16 protein-coding genes are annotated in these 16090 nt (G+C 45.6%); 13 read left to right on the top strand and 3 right to left on the bottom strand.

Annotation, left to right across the window (positions count from 1 at the left end; genetic code table 11):
- The 8 genes from fabL to nikC all read left to right on the top strand — a co-directional run bounded on the left by fabL (position 1) and on the right by nikC (position 8979).
- On the top strand, positions 1–747 hold the full coding sequence (fabL, locus tag FQV30_RS17245; protein ID WP_146501374.1) for an enoyl-[acyl-carrier-protein] reductase FabL: 747 nt from the start codon (positions 1–3) through the stop codon (positions 745–747).
- Positions 748–850: 103 nt separating this feature from the next.
- Positions 851–1396 (top strand): nucleoside tri-diphosphate phosphatase, encoded by a 546-nt coding sequence (gene ntdP / locus FQV30_RS17250; protein ID WP_106534784.1) that lies wholly within the window; start codon positions 851–853, stop codon positions 1394–1396.
- Between the two features lie 59 nt (positions 1397–1455).
- Positions 1456–3201 carry an ABC transporter ATP-binding protein gene (locus FQV30_RS17255; protein WP_146501375.1) on the top strand — a complete coding sequence of 582 codons (1746 nt, stop codon included), beginning with the start codon at positions 1456–1458 and terminating at the stop codon, positions 3199–3201.
- 157 nt (positions 3202–3358) lie between these two features.
- Positions 3359–4378, top strand: a complete 1020-nt coding sequence (locus FQV30_RS17260) for an ABC transporter ATP-binding protein (protein WP_146501376.1) — start codon at positions 3359–3361, stop codon at positions 4376–4378.
- Positions 4353–5336, top strand: coding sequence for an ABC transporter ATP-binding protein (locus FQV30_RS17265; RefSeq protein WP_146501377.1), 984 nt, complete (start codon positions 4353–4355; stop codon positions 5334–5336). Before FQV30_RS17260 ends, FQV30_RS17265 begins: the two co-directional genes overlap by 26 nt.
- A gap of 29 nt (positions 5337–5365) precedes the next feature.
- Entirely contained in the window at positions 5366–6985 is a 1620-nt protein-coding gene (locus FQV30_RS17270; RefSeq protein WP_146501378.1) for an ABC transporter substrate-binding protein, read from the top strand.
- Positions 6986–7069: 84 nt separating this feature from the next.
- On the top strand, positions 7070–8074 hold the full coding sequence (locus FQV30_RS17275; RefSeq protein WP_146501379.1) for an ABC transporter permease: 1005 nt from the start codon (positions 7070–7072) through the stop codon (positions 8072–8074).
- A 17-nt stretch (positions 8075–8091) separates the two neighbouring features.
- The gene (nikC, locus tag FQV30_RS17280; protein WP_146501380.1) at positions 8092–8979 is read left to right on the top strand and encodes a nickel transporter permease; all 888 of its coding nucleotides are present in this window, start codon (positions 8092–8094) and stop codon (positions 8977–8979) included.
- A 35-nt stretch (positions 8980–9014) separates the two neighbouring features.
- Here the strand turns inward: nikC and FQV30_RS17285 are convergent, their stop codons facing one another.
- Together FQV30_RS17285 and FQV30_RS17290 are read right to left on the bottom strand one after the other, a co-directional pair.
- Entirely contained in the window at positions 9015–10100 is a 1086-nt protein-coding gene (locus tag FQV30_RS17285; protein WP_146501381.1) for an FUSC family protein, read from the bottom strand.
- A 43-nt stretch (positions 10101–10143) separates the two neighbouring features.
- On the bottom strand, positions 10144–11430 hold the full coding sequence (locus tag FQV30_RS17290) for a glutamate-1-semialdehyde 2,1-aminomutase (protein ID WP_146501382.1): 1287 nt from the start codon (positions 11428–11430) through the stop codon (positions 10144–10146).
- Between the two features lie 119 nt (positions 11431–11549).
- On the opposite strand from FQV30_RS17290, the gene bcp reads away from it, so the two are divergent.
- From bcp to perR, 4 genes are all read left to right on the top strand, one after another.
- Positions 11550–12026, top strand: coding sequence for a thioredoxin-dependent thiol peroxidase (gene bcp / locus FQV30_RS17295; RefSeq protein WP_146501390.1), 477 nt, complete (start codon positions 11550–11552; stop codon positions 12024–12026).
- An 18-nt stretch (positions 12027–12044) separates the two neighbouring features.
- A complete protein-coding gene (locus FQV30_RS17300) occupies positions 12045–12986 on the top strand; it encodes a D-2-hydroxyacid dehydrogenase (protein WP_146501383.1) in 942 nt (313 codons plus the stop codon).
- 2 nt (positions 12987–12988) lie between these two features.
- Complete coding sequence (locus FQV30_RS17305; RefSeq protein ID WP_146501384.1) at positions 12989–13546, top strand: cob(I)yrinic acid a,c-diamide adenosyltransferase; 558 nt, start codon at positions 12989–12991, stop codon at positions 13544–13546.
- Positions 13547–13664: 118 nt separating this feature from the next.
- On the top strand, positions 13665–14108 hold the full coding sequence (gene perR / locus FQV30_RS17310; protein ID WP_146501385.1) for a peroxide-responsive transcriptional repressor PerR: 444 nt from the start codon (positions 13665–13667) through the stop codon (positions 14106–14108).
- A 103-nt stretch (positions 14109–14211) separates the two neighbouring features.
- Here the strand turns inward: perR and FQV30_RS17315 are convergent, their stop codons facing one another.
- Positions 14212–14559, bottom strand: coding sequence for a YgzB family protein (locus FQV30_RS17315; protein WP_146501386.1), 348 nt, complete (start codon positions 14557–14559; stop codon positions 14212–14214).
- A 185-nt stretch (positions 14560–14744) separates the two neighbouring features.
- On the opposite strand from FQV30_RS17315, the gene FQV30_RS17320 reads away from it, so the two are divergent.
- Positions 14745–15611, top strand: a complete 867-nt coding sequence (locus FQV30_RS17320; RefSeq protein WP_146501387.1) for a nucleotidyltransferase-like protein — start codon at positions 14745–14747, stop codon at positions 15609–15611.
- The last annotated feature ends 479 nt before the right edge of the window (positions 15612–16090 follow it).

Here is a 16090-nt window from a genome sequence, read left to right on the forward strand (position 1 = left end):
ATGGCAGAACAAAAAGTGGCATTGGTTACAGGAAGCAGCAGAGGGCTGGGCAAAGCGATGGCAATTGCCTTAGCGGAACAAGGATACGACATTGTCGTCAACTATGCCCGCAGCAAGACAGCTGCGCTTGAAACGGTAAAAGAAGTAGAAGCGCGGGGCCAAAAGGCGCTGCTTGTGCGTGCCAATGTCGGAGACGTTGAAAAATTGCGCGGCATGTTCGAAACCATCAAAGAAGAATTCGGGCGTTTGGACGTTTTTGTTTCTAATGCAGCGTCAGGCGTTCTTCGGCCAATCATGGAATTGGAAGAATCGCATTGGGACTGGACAATGAACATCAATGCAAAAGCCATGCTGTTCGGCGCGCAGGAAGCGGCGAAACTGATGGACAAAGGCGGGAAAATTGTCGGCATTTCTTCGCTCGGTTCAATCCGCTATTTGGAGAACTATACGACAATTGGAGTATCCAAAGCGGCTGTTGAATCAATCACCCGTTATTTGGCTGTGGAACTCGCACCAAAAGGGATTTCTGTCAACACGGTTTCCGGCGGAGCGCTTGATACCGATGCGCTGAAACACTTCCCGAACCGCGAAGAGCTATTGGATGATGCTCGGGTCAATACGCCAGCAGGCCGCATGGTTGAAATCGACGACATGGTCAAAGCGGCGCTATTCCTTATCTCAGCAGACGCAGATATGATTCGCGGCCAGACTATTATCGTAGACGGCGGCCGTTCGGTCGTCCTGTAATCCTTTGGTCCTGCCGCCTTATTACTGTATGTTTTCAGAATTGATTGATATAATGTTGAAATAACAGCAAATATAGGGTTTAGACAAGAAGGTGGGATGGTACATGGCGATTCCTGCAGAGGGAGAAACGATACAAATCCACAGCTACAAACACAACGGCCGAATCCACCGTGTCTGGCAGGAAACAACTGTACTTAAAGGAACAAACAACATTGTAATTGGTGCAAATGAGCGGACGATGGTAACAGAATCCGATGGCAGAACGTGGTTGACCCGCGAACCATCCATTTGCTATTTCCACGCGGAACATTGGTTCAATATCATATGCATGCTGCGTGAGGATGGGGTCTATTATTATTGCAATGTAAGTTCTCCATTCGTCTATAATAATGGATCGTTGAAATACATCGATTATGATTTGGATGTGAAGGTGTTTCCCGACATGTCATACACGTTGCTGGATGAAGACGAATATGAAGAACACAAACGGCAAATGGGATATCCCGAAGTGATCGATCAAATTCTTCACCGCAATGTGGAAAAGTTGATTGGCTGGATCAAACAGCGGCGAGGGCCATTTGCCCCGGACTTCATCGAAGTATGGACGAATCGCTATGAATTTCATAGGCAGTACAAGATTCGTGAGTAAAATGAAAGCCTGTTGCTTGGCAACAGGTTTTTCATTTTGAAAAGATTGGAGTGAAAGCTTTGAGCAGTATGAAACGCTATATGAAATTTGTCAAACCGTACAATTGGCAAATTTTCTTTACTATATTGATCGGGATATTAAAGTTCGCGATTCCGCTTTTTATTCCTTTGCTTATAAAAATTGTGATTGACGATATTATTGGAGCAGAAGCTTTATCTAGCGATGAAAAGCTGGAGCAGCTATATCTGTGGCTCGGCGGCACAGCAATTCTGTTTTTTATCTTCCGTCCCCCCATCGAATATTACCGCCAGTATTTTGCCCAACTTGTCAGCAATAAAATCCTATACGATATCCGCCAAGAACTATACAGCCATCTTCAGCGCCTGAGTTTGCGTTTTTATGCCAACACAAGAGCCGGTGAAGTGATTTCGCGGGTCATCAATGATGTGGAGCAAACGAAAAACTTCGTCATGATAGGCTTGATGAATTTATGGCTTGATTTGGCGACAATCCTGATTGCAATCGGAATCATGCTGACGATGGACGTACCGCTTACGCTTGTGACGCTCATAGCATTTCCGTTCTACGCTTTCAGCGTCAAGTATTTTTTTGGCCGGCTGCGCGATTTGACAAAGGAGCGTTCGCAAGCATTGGCGAACGTTCAAAGTTATCTGCATGAGCGTGTCCAAGGAATCAGCATCATCAAAAGTTTTGTTTTAGAAAAGCACGAACAGAAGATTTTTGACAGCACCAATGACCAGTTTCTTGAAAAAGCTGTGGACCATACAAAATGGAACGCCAAAGCCTTTGCGGTGGTCAATACGATTACCGATATCGCTCCGTTATTGGTTATTGGCTATGCCGGCTATCAGGTGATACAAGGAGATCTGTCGGTCGGAACCATGGTAGCTTTTATCGCATATATCGAACGCTTGTACAATCCGCTGCGCCGCTTGGTCAACTCATCCACGACATTGACCCAGTCTTTTGCATCGATGGACCGCGTCTTCGAATTGATGGATGAAGACTATGATGTGAAGGATAAGGAAAATGCGCGGGATTTGAAAAATGTGGACGGGAAATTGGAGTTTCGCAATGTCTCTTTCCATTACAGTGACAGCTCGGAAGCGGTGCTGTCCGACTTGAATTTTACGGTCGAGCCCGGGGAAACGGTTGCCTTTGTCGGAATGAGCGGCGGCGGAAAATCCACCATCGTCTCGCTGATCCCCAGATTTTATGATGTGACAAGCGGCAGCATCTTGATGGACGGCCATAATCTGAAAGATGTCACCACCCATTCTCTGCGGGATCAAATCGGCTTGGTGCTCCAGGATTCCATTTTATTCAGTGATTCTGTAAAGTCCAATATTCTAATGGGCCGGCCAGATGCAACGGATGAAGAAGTGGTCGCCGCGGCAAAAGCGGCAAATGCACATGAATTCATCGAATTGCTGCCGCAAGGCTACGACACCAAAGTTGGTGAGCGTGGAGTGAAATTGTCGGGCGGCCAGAAACAGCGTGTAGCGATTGCCCGGGTCTTCCTTAAAAACCCGCCAATTTTAATTTTAGATGAAGCAACATCCGCTTTGGACCTGGAAAGTGAATCGCTGATCCAGGATTCGCTCGAGAAGCTGGCGCATGACCGCACAACACTGATTGTCGCACATCGCTTATCGACCATTACTCATGCTGACCAGATTCTTGTCATCAACCATGGTAAGCTGGTTGAAAAAGGAAGCCATGATGAATTGATGAAACGACAAGGCATCTATCACGACCTGTTTCAAGTTCAACACTTCGTTTAATAGTGCTTAAGCCCCCGAATATTTGGGGGCTTTTTTGTGTATATGGAAGGGGGGCAAAGTTGGTGGATTTAAAATTACTATTGCAATCAACCTAATATTACGTATAATTAAAATAAAATTAATTTTCTGAAAAGATGAGGACGGAAGGGGTGACGGCGTGGGAGATCGCAAAAAAATATTGGACGTAAAGGGCTTGAAAACAACCTTTTTTACGGACGATGGACAAATTCCGGCGGTAGATAATGTTGATTTTCACATACGAGAAGGAGAAGTTCTGGGCATCGTGGGGGAATCCGGCTGTGGGAAAAGTGTTACTTCCTTATCCATAATGGGACTTGTGCCAAGCCCTCCTGGAAAAATTACAGGCGGGGAAATTTTATTTCAGGATAAGGATTTAACCCGATTGCCGGAGAAGAAGATGCGCGAAATTCGAGGCAATGATATTGCGATGATTTTTCAGGAGCCAATGACTTCCCTGAATCCCCTTTTTACAATCGGCGATCAATTGAGAGAAGCGATAAAGATCCATAAGCGCGATTGGTCAAAAAAACAAATCAATGACCGCGCAGTTGAAATGATGCGGTTGGTCGGATTGCCTCGTGCAGAAGATCTGATGAAGGAATACCCTCACCAGCTGTCAGGCGGTATGCGGCAACGGGTCATGATTGCCATGGCGCTGCTCTGCGATCCGAAAGTGCTTATTGCGGATGAGCCGACGACCGCGCTCGACGTTACCATCCAGGCTCAGATATTGACGCTTATCAAGAATTTGAACGAAAAGTTGAATACGGCAGTTTTGTTGATCACCCACGATTTGGGTGTAGTGGCAGAAACGTGTGAACGGGTCATTGTCATGTATGCAGGAAAAGTCGTTGAGGAAGGTCCAGTCGAAACAATCTTCAAAGATCCGCAGCATCCATATACTCGCGGACTTCTTCAGTCTGTGCCGGACATGCGTTTCAAGAAAGATCGCCTTTACTCGATTCCAGGAAACGTGCCGAAGCCTGGAACGATCCATACAGGATGCAAATTCGCGCCGCGCTGCGAATTCGCCTTCGACCGCTGCATCAATGAAAACCCAGACCTTTACCAAACAGCGGACAACCACAAAACTCGCTGTTTCCTATTTGATCCAAAGGAGGCAACAGCGCATGACAGAACCGCTATTAAAAGTTGAAGGGCTTAAAAAGTATTTCCCTATAAAGTCAGGGCTTTTCGGGCAAGTGAAAAACCATGTGAAAGCTGTGGATGATGTCTCGTTTACGGTTGCCGAAGGCGAAACATTGGGGATAGTAGGAGAATCCGGTTGTGGAAAGTCGACAACTGGACGTATGCTCATGCGCTTATTGGACCCTACAGAAGGCAAAGTGTTTTTTGATGGCCAGGAACTTACCAAGCTTTCCAACCAGGAAATGAGAAAAGCGCGGCGAGATATCCAAATGGTTTTTCAGGATCCTTATGCTTCGTTGAATCCGCGGCATACAATCGAAAAGATTTTGATGGAGCCGTTGAATGTCCATAATATCGGCGATCCGAAAGAACGGAAAAAGAAAGTCCATGATTTTTTGGAAATCGTCGGCCTCAGCAGCTACCATGCCAAACGCTATCCGCACCAATTCAGCGGCGGACAGCGCCAGCGCATCGGCATCGCACGGGCGCTGATGACAAATCCGAAACTGATCATCGCAGATGAGCCGGTCTCAGCTCTTGATGTTTCGATTCAGGCACAAGTATTGAATTTGATGCAGGATCTTCAGAAAGAGCTGAAACTTACTTATATATTTATTGCCCACGATTTAGGTGTAGTCCGCCATATCAGCGATCGTGTAGGGGTCATGTATCTTGGGCAATTGGCGGAACTCGCCGACAGCGAGGATCTTTACGAAAAGCCGCTGCATCCATATACACAAGCACTATTGGCTGCCGTGCCTGTGCCGGATCCGGATTTCGAGCGGGAGCAAATTGTGATCAAAGGGGATATTCCAAGCCCTGCAAATCCTCCAAGCGGCTGCCGTTTCCATACCCGCTGCCCTTACAAGATGGACATTTGTGAAACAACAGTGCCAATTTTTGCAGAAGTTGAAAAAGGTCATTCTGTAGCCTGCCATCTTTACGAAGAATCCAGGCCGCAATGATAATAAAAAACACAAATGGAGGGGTTAACTTGAGAAATAAAAAGTTCTTGTCACTGGCATTGCTCATGCTGATGCTAATATCGACAGCTCTTTATGGCTGTAGTTCAGGCAACAGTTCGGAAGGAACTGAAAGCGGCGGTTCCGAAGGGGAATCAGCAGAGGAAAAAACGCTGATCTTTGGCCGCGGCGGCGACTCTGTATCACTTGATCCAATTGTCGTAACAGATGGGGAGTCCTATAAAGTTACAAAGAATATTTTTGATACGTTGGTGAACTTCGGTGAGCAGGATACAGAAATTCACCCTGGATTAGCAAAAGAGTGGACAGCTGCTGAAGATGGCTTGACGTACACCTTTGTATTGGAAGAAGGCGTCAAATTCCATGATGGCACGGATTTCAATGCAGAAGCGGTTGTCAAAAACTTTGAACGCTGGGCTGCAGGAGATGCTGATAAATTCCCGTATTACGGTTCGATGTTTGGCGGATTCGGCGATGAAGAAGGCCATGTGATTGAATCGGTTACTGCAACCGGCGATTATGAAGTCGAATTCAAGTTAAAACGTCCACAAGCGCCTTTCTTGAAAAACTTAGCGATGAGTTCTTTCGGGATTGCGTCACCGACAGCTTTTGAAGAAGCTGGCGACAAATTCGGCGACAACCCGGTCGGTACTGGGCCATTCAAATTTGTCGAATGGAAGCGCAATGACACAGTAACAATTGAAAAGTTCGAAGATTATTGGGTTGAAGGCGAACCGAAATTGGATCGCGTCATTTTCCGTTCGATCCCGGACAACTCAGCTCGTCTGAATGCATTGTTGTCTGGTGAAATCGATTTGGCTGACGGCATCACGCCATCAGACGGTGAAACTATCGAAAGCAATGCCGATCTTCAATTGTTCGAACGTCCTTCGATGAACGTCGGCTATTTGGGATTGACGACTACCCGCGAACCGTTTGATGATCCAAAAGTGCGCCAGGCGATGAACCATGCTATCGACAAGCAAGCCATCGTCGATGCGTTCTTCGAAGGCCGCGGAGAAGTCGCTAAAAACCCGATGCCACCGGTAATCAACGGCTACAACGATGATATCGAAGGCTATGAATACGATCCTGAAAAAGCAAAAGCATTGTTGAAAGAAGCCGGACTTGAAGATGGCTTTGAAATGGAACTATATGCAATGCCGGTTCCGCGTCCATATATGCCGGATGGCCAAAAAGTAGCGGAAGCAATCCAGAAAAACTTGGCGGATGTTGGCATCAAAGCTGAAATCGTATCATTCGAGTGGGCTACTTACCTTGAAAAAGCGGCAGCGGGGGAAGCAGATGCGTTCTTGCTTGGCTGGACAGGCGATAACGGCGATGCCGATAACTTCCTTTATGTGTTGCTCGACCAGGACAATATCGGTTCGAACAATTACACGTACTATGAAAACCAAGAATTGCACGATATCTTGATCCAAGCTCAAACAGAAGTGGATGAAGACAAGCGCAATGAGTTGTATAAGCAAGCACAAGAAATCATCCACGAAGATGCACCATGGGTACCGCTTGCGCATTCAACGCCATTGCTTGCCGGCGGTAAAAATGTAGTGAACTTCAAAGCGCATCCAACAGGTTCTGACAAATTGGCGGATGTTGATTTGCAGTAAACAGTCTGAGAGGAGAGGTCAAATTGATTTCTCCTCTTTTTTTCTTAATTTATACATAATGTAAGAGAGTGAGAGGTGGAGAAAATGCTCAACTATATCGGAAGGCGGATTTTCCAATTGATTCCCGTTCTATTGGGAATGACATTTATCGTCTTCTTGATCATACGTGCGATTCCGGGAGATCCTGCCCAAGTCATTTTAGGCCAGCAAGCATCCGAAGAAGCGATCAAGGCGTTGAGGACGACACTTGGTTTAGATAATCCTTGGTATATTCAGTATTTTGAATACTTGAAAGGGCTTTTGACCGGAGATTTAGGGGAATCGCTGCGCACGAGAACGCCTGTCGCGGATGAAGTATGGCCATATTTGGCGGCTACAATCGAATTGTCTGTTTTTGCTATTGTCATCGCCGTTATTATTGGCATCAATGCTGGCATCATTTCCGCTTGGTTCCAAAATTCATGGTTTGATTATTTAGCGATGATCATTGCGTTGATTGGGGTTTCCATGCCTATTTTTTGGCTTGGTTTGATGAATCAGTGGATTTTCTCGATCGAACTGGGGGTTCTTCCGACGACCGGAAGGGAAAATGTCCGTGACCCGGTAGATGTCATTACGCATTTTTACTTGATTGATACATTGATCCAAGGGAATTTCGCGCAATTTTCTATTGTGTTCAAGCATCTGATTTTGCCGGGAACGGCACTTGCGACTATTCCGATGGCCATTATTGCACGCATGACCCGTTCGAGCATGCTTGAAGTTATGCGTTCGGATTATGTACGGACCGCGCGGTCAAAAGGATTGAAAATGTTCTGGGTCGTTTACAAGCACGCACTCAAGAATGCAATCATTCCAGTTTTAACAATTATCGGCCTTCAAATGGGCTTGCTTTTAGGCGGCGCCATTTTGACGGAAACAATTTTCGGATGGCCTGGAATCGGCCGCTATATCTATGAAGCGATTGGATTCCGAGATTATCCGGTTATCCAGTCCGGAATTTTGATCGTCGCATTTATCTTTGTCATGATCAATCTGCTGGTGGATATGCTGTACGGTTTGATCGATCCACGCATCAAATACGACTAGGAAGGAGGAGAAGCAGAATGGCACAATCAGCTATCGATAAAAATGAAATGAACGCGGAAAAAGTTGCGGGCCCATGGAAAGAAGCTTGGCGAGGGTTCCGGAAAAGTAAAGTGGCGGTAGTCGGCATGGGGATTGTTTTTTTCTTCATTTTATTGGCGATATTCGGCCCGCTTTTCACACCGCAAGGAATCAACGAACAGAATTTAACCAACAAGCTGCTGCCTCCTTCCAATGAACATTGGATGGGGACGGACGATTTTGGGCGAGATATTTTATCCCGTATTGTATACGGCGCAAGAATTTCTCTATGGGTCGGCTTTCTAGCGGTTGTCGGTTCAGCTGTCATGGGGAGTATTCTGGGAATTCTTGCAGGCTATTACGGCCGCTGGGTGGATACCATCATTTCCCGTATTTTTGATATCATGCTGGCATTCCCAAGCATCTTATTGGCCATTGCGGTAGTATCGGTTCTTGGGCCATCGCTTCGAAATGCATTGATTGCCATCGCATTGATCAACGTTCCGAATTTCGGGCGGTTGATCCGTTCGAAAGTATTGAGCATCAAAGAAGACGAATACATCATGTCCGCAAAAGCCATCGGCATGAAAGACAACCGGATCCTGTTTTCCCATATATTGCCGAACTCTATGGCGCCGGTGATCGTACAGGGAACACTGGCTATTGCAACCGCCATTATTGAAGCAGCTGCGCTGGGCTTTTTAGGGCTCGGTGCACAAGCGCCATCTCCTGAATGGGGGAAAATGCTGGCGGATTCAAGATCTTATTTGACCAACGCACCTTGGACAATGATTTTTCCGGGTATTGCCATCATGCTGACAGTTCTTGGATTCAACTTGATGGGCGACGGATTGCGCGACGCGCTGGACCCTCGCATGAAATCTTAAAAAAACGTGCCCGGCAAAATGCCGGGCACGTTTTTTTATATGGTATTTTCCAGCTCGGATCCCACTTCATCCGAATGGTAATTCAAATACGCGATAATGAGCAGATCCAAGTGTTCCAGCTGCTCTTCATAATCCAGAATCGCCGATAAGATGTGCATCAGATGGTAAGCGGAAAATTCACTTGTTGCATCTTCATATGCCAGATTGATTTCTCTGACAAACACGTCCATCACTTCATGCCGCTTTAAAACCGAATCGGCTCCGGCTGTTTCACTATGTTCCGGCCGCAGTTTCCCGACATATTTCATATATAGCTGTTCATGGTAGCTTGCCAAACTTTCGAGGCGTTCCTGCACCATGATGTGGAAATGTTCAGGAAGGTCGGTCAATTCGTTTTCATAGCGGTGAAGCCGTTTCAGAACTTCCAGGCTCTTTTTTGTAGTGGTAATCATTTGCCGGTATAAGACTAGTTTTCGGCCTTTTACAAACTGCTGCTTTTTCGTGTAGCTGCGTTCATCCTTATAAAATGAATACCATTGATCCACTTTTTCCAGCTTGTCGGATAATTTGCCGATATCGCTTTTGACGGAAGAATAATCGGAGACGTGGCGGATTGAAACGCGGATCCAGCGAATCACTTCTTCTGTCACTTCATGGATGGATGTGAACAAGCGGGTTTCATACTTAGGCGGCAAAAAAATCATATTGACGATAAAAGCAGAGAAGATTCCGAGAAGAATCGTCAAGAACCGCAATCCTGCAAATTCCAAAAACTGTTCCTGATGCGATTCCATTATTACGATAAGTGTCACAAGCGTCAAGGGAACCGGGTTGTTAAGGTTCAGCTTCACCATAAGGATAATGGCCAAAACAGAGGCAAGCCCTATCGTCAGATAATTTGAGCCGATCGTCAATACGAAAATGATTGCAATGACAGCTCCGATCAAATTGCCATACATTTGGTCCAAGACGGTTAAATATGATCGGTATACCGATGGTTGAATAGCAAAAATTGCAGATATTCCCGCCACAAAAGGAATTGGCAGATTTAGCCAATTAGCCAGAAACAAGGCTAAGGATATCGCTATGCCAGTCTTAAATATACGTGCACCCAATTGCATATAATTAAGAACTCCCTTCTTTCACAATGGCGGATCTTACTGATCAAAGCTGTCTGAATGCTTCACGGACTGCTTGGATTGAAACTTCGACATCTTCTTGTGTGTGTTCAGTAGTTAAAAACCACGCTTCATATTTTGATGGGGCTAAGTTGATGCCTTGTTCTAGCATCAACTTGAAAAAGCGTCCAAAAATTTCTCCGTCAGTTTCTTCAGCTTGCTCATAATTTTCCACTTTTACATCTGTGAAGTAAATCGTCAAGGCACCTTTCAAGCGGTTGACGGTAATGGTGACGCCAAACTCTTTGGCCGCAGCGAGAATGCCTTCTTCAAGCTTCTGTCCGAGTTCGTCCATCTTTTCGTATACTCCCTCTGCCTGAAGCACTTCAAGGCAAGCGATTCCAGCTTGGATAGATGCTGGATTTCCGGCCATTGTCCCGGCTTGGTATGCAGGCCCAAGAGGGGCGACCGTATCCATGATTTCTTTTTTGCCGCCGTATGCTCCAATCGGCAAGCCGCCGCCGATGATTTTGCCGAGAGCGGTCAAATCCGGCACCAAACCAAGAAGATCTTGAGCGCCGCCATAATGAAACCGAAAAGCGGTAATAACTTCATCATAAACTATCAAAGCGCCTTTTTCTTTTGCGATGCGGTGGACTTCCTCCAAAAATCCTTTTTTGGGTTCCACGATGCCAAAGTTTCCGACGATCGGTTCCACAAGGATACAAGCAATTTCATCGCCCCATTTATCCATTGCTTCTGAAAAAGCTTCGGGATCGTTGAATGGAATGGTAATCACTTCTTCGGCTATTGTTTTTGGGACACCGGCAGAATCCGGAGTGCCCAGTGTAGCCGGACCAGAACCTGCCGCGACAAGGACAAGATCGGAATGGCCGTGGTAGCAGCCGGCGAATTTCATGATTTTCGTGCGGCCAGTATACGCGCGTGAAACGCGGATGGTGGTCATGACCGCTTCCGTCCCACTGTTAACAAAGCGGACTTTGTCCATGTTCGGCATCGCTTTTTTCAGCATTTTGGCAAATGTGATTTCATGGCGAGTTGGAGTGCCGTAAAGGATGCCGGTTTCAGCAGCGTGAGTGATGGCTTTAGTGATGTGTGGATGGGCATGTCCTGTAATGATCGGGCCGTACGCTGCCAGGTAATCGATGTATTTGTTGCCGTCGACATCCCAGAAATAAGCGCCTTTTGCGCGTTCCATAGAGACTGGCGAGCCGCCGCCTACCGCTTTATAGGATCGCGACGGGCTATTGACTCCGCCGACGATATGCTGCAATGCTTCTTCATGCAGTTGTTCCGAGATTGTGTGGTTCATTTTAAAGCCTCCTATTTATTGCTCTTTCTTATTGTAGACAATATTTTTCATTAGTGCCAAAGAAATTGAAACCTATCTTGCGCTTAGGTACGATAGAAGAAAGAAAAGGAGTGATGGAATTGGCCACTTTAGAAGGGTTGCAAGCACCGGAATTCAGTTTGGCAAATGAAGCAGGGGAGACGGTTTCATTAAAAGACTTTGCAGGAGAGAAGTATGTGGTGCTGTATTTTTATCCGAAGGACATGACGCCAGGTTGCACCACTCAAGCTTGCGATTTCCGTGATGCGCAAACGGATTTTGCTGATATGAATGCCGTGATTCTTGGGGTTAGTGCCGACTCGGCGGACCAGCATGATAAATTCATCCAAAAGCACGGACTGCCATTTTCGCTTTTAGTGGATGAAGACCACAGAGTGTCGGAGGAATATGGAGTGTGGGTGGAGAAAAAGATGTACGGCAAAACTTTCATGGGGATAGAGCGCTCCACTTTCCTGATTGACCCGACCGGTACAATCATTAAAGAATGGCGTAAAGTGAAAGTCGCTGGCCATATCAAAGAAGTAGCGGATACGCTGAAAGAGCTCAGCAATCAGTGAAAAGGGGAGAACATTGGAATGGAAGTCTTGTTTACATTCACGCCACAAGCAGCACATCAGCAAACTCTTGAAAAAGAATTTCCGGATATTGATTTTTATTTTGAGGGCAGCGATAAATCCCGCTTGCCGTCTGCGGACATTTTAGTGACATATGGCGAGGACCTCACTGAAGACGATATCAAGACAGCAGGAAAGCTGCAGTGGATCATGGTAGCGAGCGCCGGAGTGGAAAAGTTGCCGCTTAAAGCGATGAAAGAGCGCGGCATTATCGTGTCAAATGTTAAAGGCATCCATAAAACGCCTATGAGCGAATCGGTACTGGCCCATCTGCTGGCAGTGAAACGTTCCCTGCCGTTTATCTACGAGAGCCAGCGGAACAATGAATGGAACCGGAAGACCGGTTCATCAGAACTTTCTGGCTCCACCGCATTGATCATCGGTCCAGGAGCTATCGGTTCTGAAGTCGGCCGGCTTCTTCAAGCATTCGGCGTTCGGACAATTGGCTGCAATCGTTCAGGAGAGACGGCAGCCCACATGGACGAAATGGTTTCCTTTGGAGATGTTTTGAGAAAACTGCCGGAAGCCGACATCATTATCTCAGTTTTGCCAAGCACAAAAGAAACAAAACATATGCTGAAAAAAGAACATTTCACAGCGATGAAGACTGATGCGATTTTCATGAATTTTGGGCGCGGCGATTTGGTGGAAGATCGTATTTTGCTTGAGGCACTCGAAACAGGCGCGATTGGGTTTGCTGTACTTGACGTTTTTGAACAAGAGCCTCTGCCTTCGGAACATCCATATTGGAGTATGGAAAATGTCGTAATTTCACCTCATGCTTCCAGCCATTCAAAGAAATATGTGGACCGAGCATTGGACATTTTTATTCCTAATTTGCATAGATGGCTATTGGAAGATCGAAACCCGACAAATCTCGTTAATCTGGAAAAGGGGTATTGACCATGAAAATCTATACGAAAACAGGTGACAAAGGCATGACTTCACTTGTTTATGGCAGCCGTGTCGCAAAAAACGATGTGCTTGTTGAAGCCTACGGAACATGTGACGAAGCAAATTCGATGATTGGCTTGGCATTGGGGCATATGGCCGAAGAATTTTTCGAGGAAAAAGAAGAACTGGGCCAGGCTTTCCATGAAATTCAAACGAAGCTGTTTCACGTAGGAGCGGAACTTGCCACTCCAAGCGGCAAAGAAGTCAAGTGGAAGCTGACGGAGCAGGACGTAGAAAAGTTGGAACAGTGGATCGATCGGTATGATGAGCAAATTCCTGTGTTGAATAATTTCATTCTGCCTGGTGGGCATCCTGCTGGGGCCGGGCTTCATGTTGCGCGAACGGTCGTCCGCCGAACCGAGCGGGCGGCAATTTCGATTGGGGAAGATGTCTCTCCGATTGTTTTGGCTTATCTGAACCGTTTATCCGATTTCTTATTTGTTGCGGCGCGGTTCGTGAATTTCAAGCTCGGCAAGAAAGAGCAAGAGCTTCATGAGGAGCAGGCATGACGAAGAGACTGCTGGCATTGCGGTAATATAGTGAATTCTTGACATGTGCCCTCCTTTTTAAGTACACTAATTATAACGATTACAATGTAAGAATACTTATGAAGTGAGGTGCACAGCGATGTCTGAAGTGCAGTTAAAAGACGCGCTTGATGCTTTGAAGTCTACAGGTGTAAGAATCACGCCCCAGCGCCATGCAATTCTGGAGTATATGATTCATTCAACAGCACACCCAACAGCGGATGACATTTATCGCGCGCTAGAGAAAACTTTTCCGAATATGAGTGTAGCGACTGTATATAATAATTTGCGTGTGTTCCGAAAAGCGGGGCTGGTGAAAGAATTGACTTACGGGGATTCTTCAAGCCGCTTCGATTTTGTGACCCATGACCATTACCATATGATTTGCAGCGACTGCGGCAAAATTGTCGATTTCCATTATCCTGGCCTTGATGAAGTTGAACATTTAGCTTCTCACGTTACAGGTTTCCAAGTGGACTATCACCGCCTAGAACTTTACGGCACTTGCCAGGACTGTATAGAAAATCCGGCTAAAGCACAATAACGATGAGCATGGCTTCCATGCTCATTTTTATTTCGGCAATGTGCCGGCCGGAAATGAAAAGCTCCACCGGACATCATGTCCCGGTGGAGCTTTTGCGTTATATTCAAGAATTCTTCTTATTGTATTCTTCGCTGAATTCTTTTCCTTCAAGAGCAGGATCCATTGTTAATGGCTCGTTGCAGTGCATACACATGTCTACGCGTCCAAGCATCTTTGTCTGCTTGCCGCAGTTCGGGCATTCGACTGGGATAGTTTTCATCGACAGAAGGCCAATCCAAGCATATACGCCTGTGCTTCCTATAACCGCCAATACACCCAGCAGCATAAAGATGACCATAACGGCCGGCTGGTTCTTAAAGTAAATGCCGACATACATAATAACGATTCCGATAAAAACCAACGACAATGCGAAAGTTCGAATTCGATTTATTTTATTTTTATAAGGTTTCATTTTTCGTTCCTCCTTGCATCCATCATACTATATCATAATAGACGTTAAAAAGTGATAATGATTTTCAGATGAAGGAATCCAGCTGAAATATGTCGAATTAAAGAAAAAGGGAGAGAGAGCCTTTTCAAGTTCAATCAGGTGTAAGACTAGAGATCAAAAGTTAGCCACTCAAGGAGTGAAATTCAATGGAGCAAATTCTACGGCCAATCTATCAAGAACGCGCCAGCCAGGAAAGCACCTTAGGTGTAGTGCTGATAGAAAAAAGAGAAAAAGTCAGCCCGATTACGGATACATTCGATTCGGTGCTGCTGATTATTACAAAAGAAAACGATACATCTGTTTTCACTAAACATTACACATATTTGGACAAAAAAGCGGCGATGCACATCGTCACGGAAAAACAATTGCGGAAATGGCTCTTGCTTGGAACCAACCGGAAAATTGTGGATTGGCTTTTTCATGGGCGGATCATTTACGACCGCAACGAATTCATGGAGAAACTGAAAACAGAATTGAAGGATTATCCGTTCTATGGACGGAAAATAAAAATGGGAATTGAGTTCGCGAAGCTGATCCGGCGTTATCTAGAAGGAAAAGTCTTCTTTGAAGAAAAAAACTATATGGATGCCTATAATCATATAGTAGAATCACTTCATCATCTGGCCAGGCTTGCTGTTTTGGAAAACGGGCTTCCGCCTGAAGTGACAGTTTGGTCGCAAGTCAAACAGATGGAGCCGGCCATCTATAAGCTCTATGAAGAGCTGATTCTAAGCGAGGAACCGATCCATAAAAGATTGGAATTGTTATTTCTGGCAAGCGAGTTCCATATCCATTCGCGGACGAATGATGGAGCTCAGCACATCAGGGAAGTAATGGAGAGGCAGGAGAGCTGGACAATCCAAGAACTGCACGAACAAGAAGAGTTGAAAAACTATTCTTCAGACTTGGAAGTCTTTATTGAGTATTTAGTAGAAAAAGATTTGATATCGATAAAAGGCGTGATGACCAAAAGTGAAGGAATCTTCCATCGCTATTATTACGTAAAAAGTTAAAAGAAATTTCGTTTGCTAAAGAGCTGATTCCATCAAGGAATCAGCTCTCTTATATGTAGAGAAAGAATAAAAGGGAATGTGTAAATGATAATGGAATAGCTTTGCTGCCAATGGTTTTATAAGAGATTTAATTTTTTTTGATTTTATCGTTGACAAGGGAAGGGCATCCGTATTATGATAATACACGTCGCTAAGGCAATTAAGTTTTTCGCAATAATAAAAAGTGCTTGACACTTGAAAGCCGCGATGTTAAATTAGAGGAGTCGCTTTTACAGGACGCACAACATGAACCTTGAAAACTGAACAGCAAAACGTCAACAAAGTTTATTGACGCGTTCCGAACGCGGCAATAAAATTTCTGCGACGGTTGCCCTTGGGCAATCGGAGCAAACAACTACTGATCAAGCCTGGCTAGATCAAGCGATTCGCGCGTCCTTCGGGACGGCGAGCGCCAGCATGAGCAATCAAGCTTCTATAAT

The organism is Planomicrobium sp. CPCC 101110, from assembly GCF_007859395.1.
In the GTDB taxonomy this organism is placed as follows: domain Bacteria; phylum Bacillota; class Bacilli; order Bacillales_A; family Planococcaceae; genus Planococcus.

What these genes read in the sequence shown, in the direction of transcription:
- perR (WP_146501385.1), top strand. Translation starts at nt 13,665, where the DNA reads ATGTCTGAAGTGCAGTTAAAAGACGCGCTTGATGCTTTGAAGTCTACA.
- FQV30_RS17285 (WP_146501381.1), bottom strand. Translation starts at nt 10,100, where the DNA reads ATGCAATTGGGTGCACGTATATTTAAGACTGGCATAGCGATATCCTTA.
- fabL (WP_146501374.1), top strand. Translation starts at nt 1, where the DNA reads ATGGCAGAACAAAAAGTGGCATTGGTTACAGGAAGCAGCAGAGGGCTG.
- FQV30_RS17275 (WP_146501379.1), top strand. Translation starts at nt 7,070, where the DNA reads ATGCTCAACTATATCGGAAGGCGGATTTTCCAATTGATTCCCGTTCTA.
- ntdP (WP_106534784.1), top strand. Translation starts at nt 851, where the DNA reads ATGGCGATTCCTGCAGAGGGAGAAACGATACAAATCCACAGCTACAAA.
- FQV30_RS17320 (WP_146501387.1), top strand. Translation starts at nt 14,745, where the DNA reads ATGGAGCAAATTCTACGGCCAATCTATCAAGAACGCGCCAGCCAGGAA.
- FQV30_RS17315 (WP_146501386.1), bottom strand. Translation starts at nt 14,559, where the DNA reads ATGAAACCTTATAAAAATAAAATAAATCGAATTCGAACTTTCGCATTG.
- nikC (WP_146501380.1), top strand. Translation starts at nt 8,092, where the DNA reads ATGGCACAATCAGCTATCGATAAAAATGAAATGAACGCGGAAAAAGTT.
- FQV30_RS17265 (WP_146501377.1), top strand. Translation starts at nt 4,353, where the DNA reads ATGACAGAACCGCTATTAAAAGTTGAAGGGCTTAAAAAGTATTTCCCT.
- FQV30_RS17290 (WP_146501382.1), bottom strand. Translation starts at nt 11,430, where the DNA reads ATGAACCACACAATCTCGGAACAACTGCATGAAGAAGCATTGCAGCAT.
- FQV30_RS17305 (WP_146501384.1), top strand. Translation starts at nt 12,989, where the DNA reads ATGAAAATCTATACGAAAACAGGTGACAAAGGCATGACTTCACTTGTT.
- FQV30_RS17300 (WP_146501383.1), top strand. Translation starts at nt 12,045, where the DNA reads ATGGAAGTCTTGTTTACATTCACGCCACAAGCAGCACATCAGCAAACT.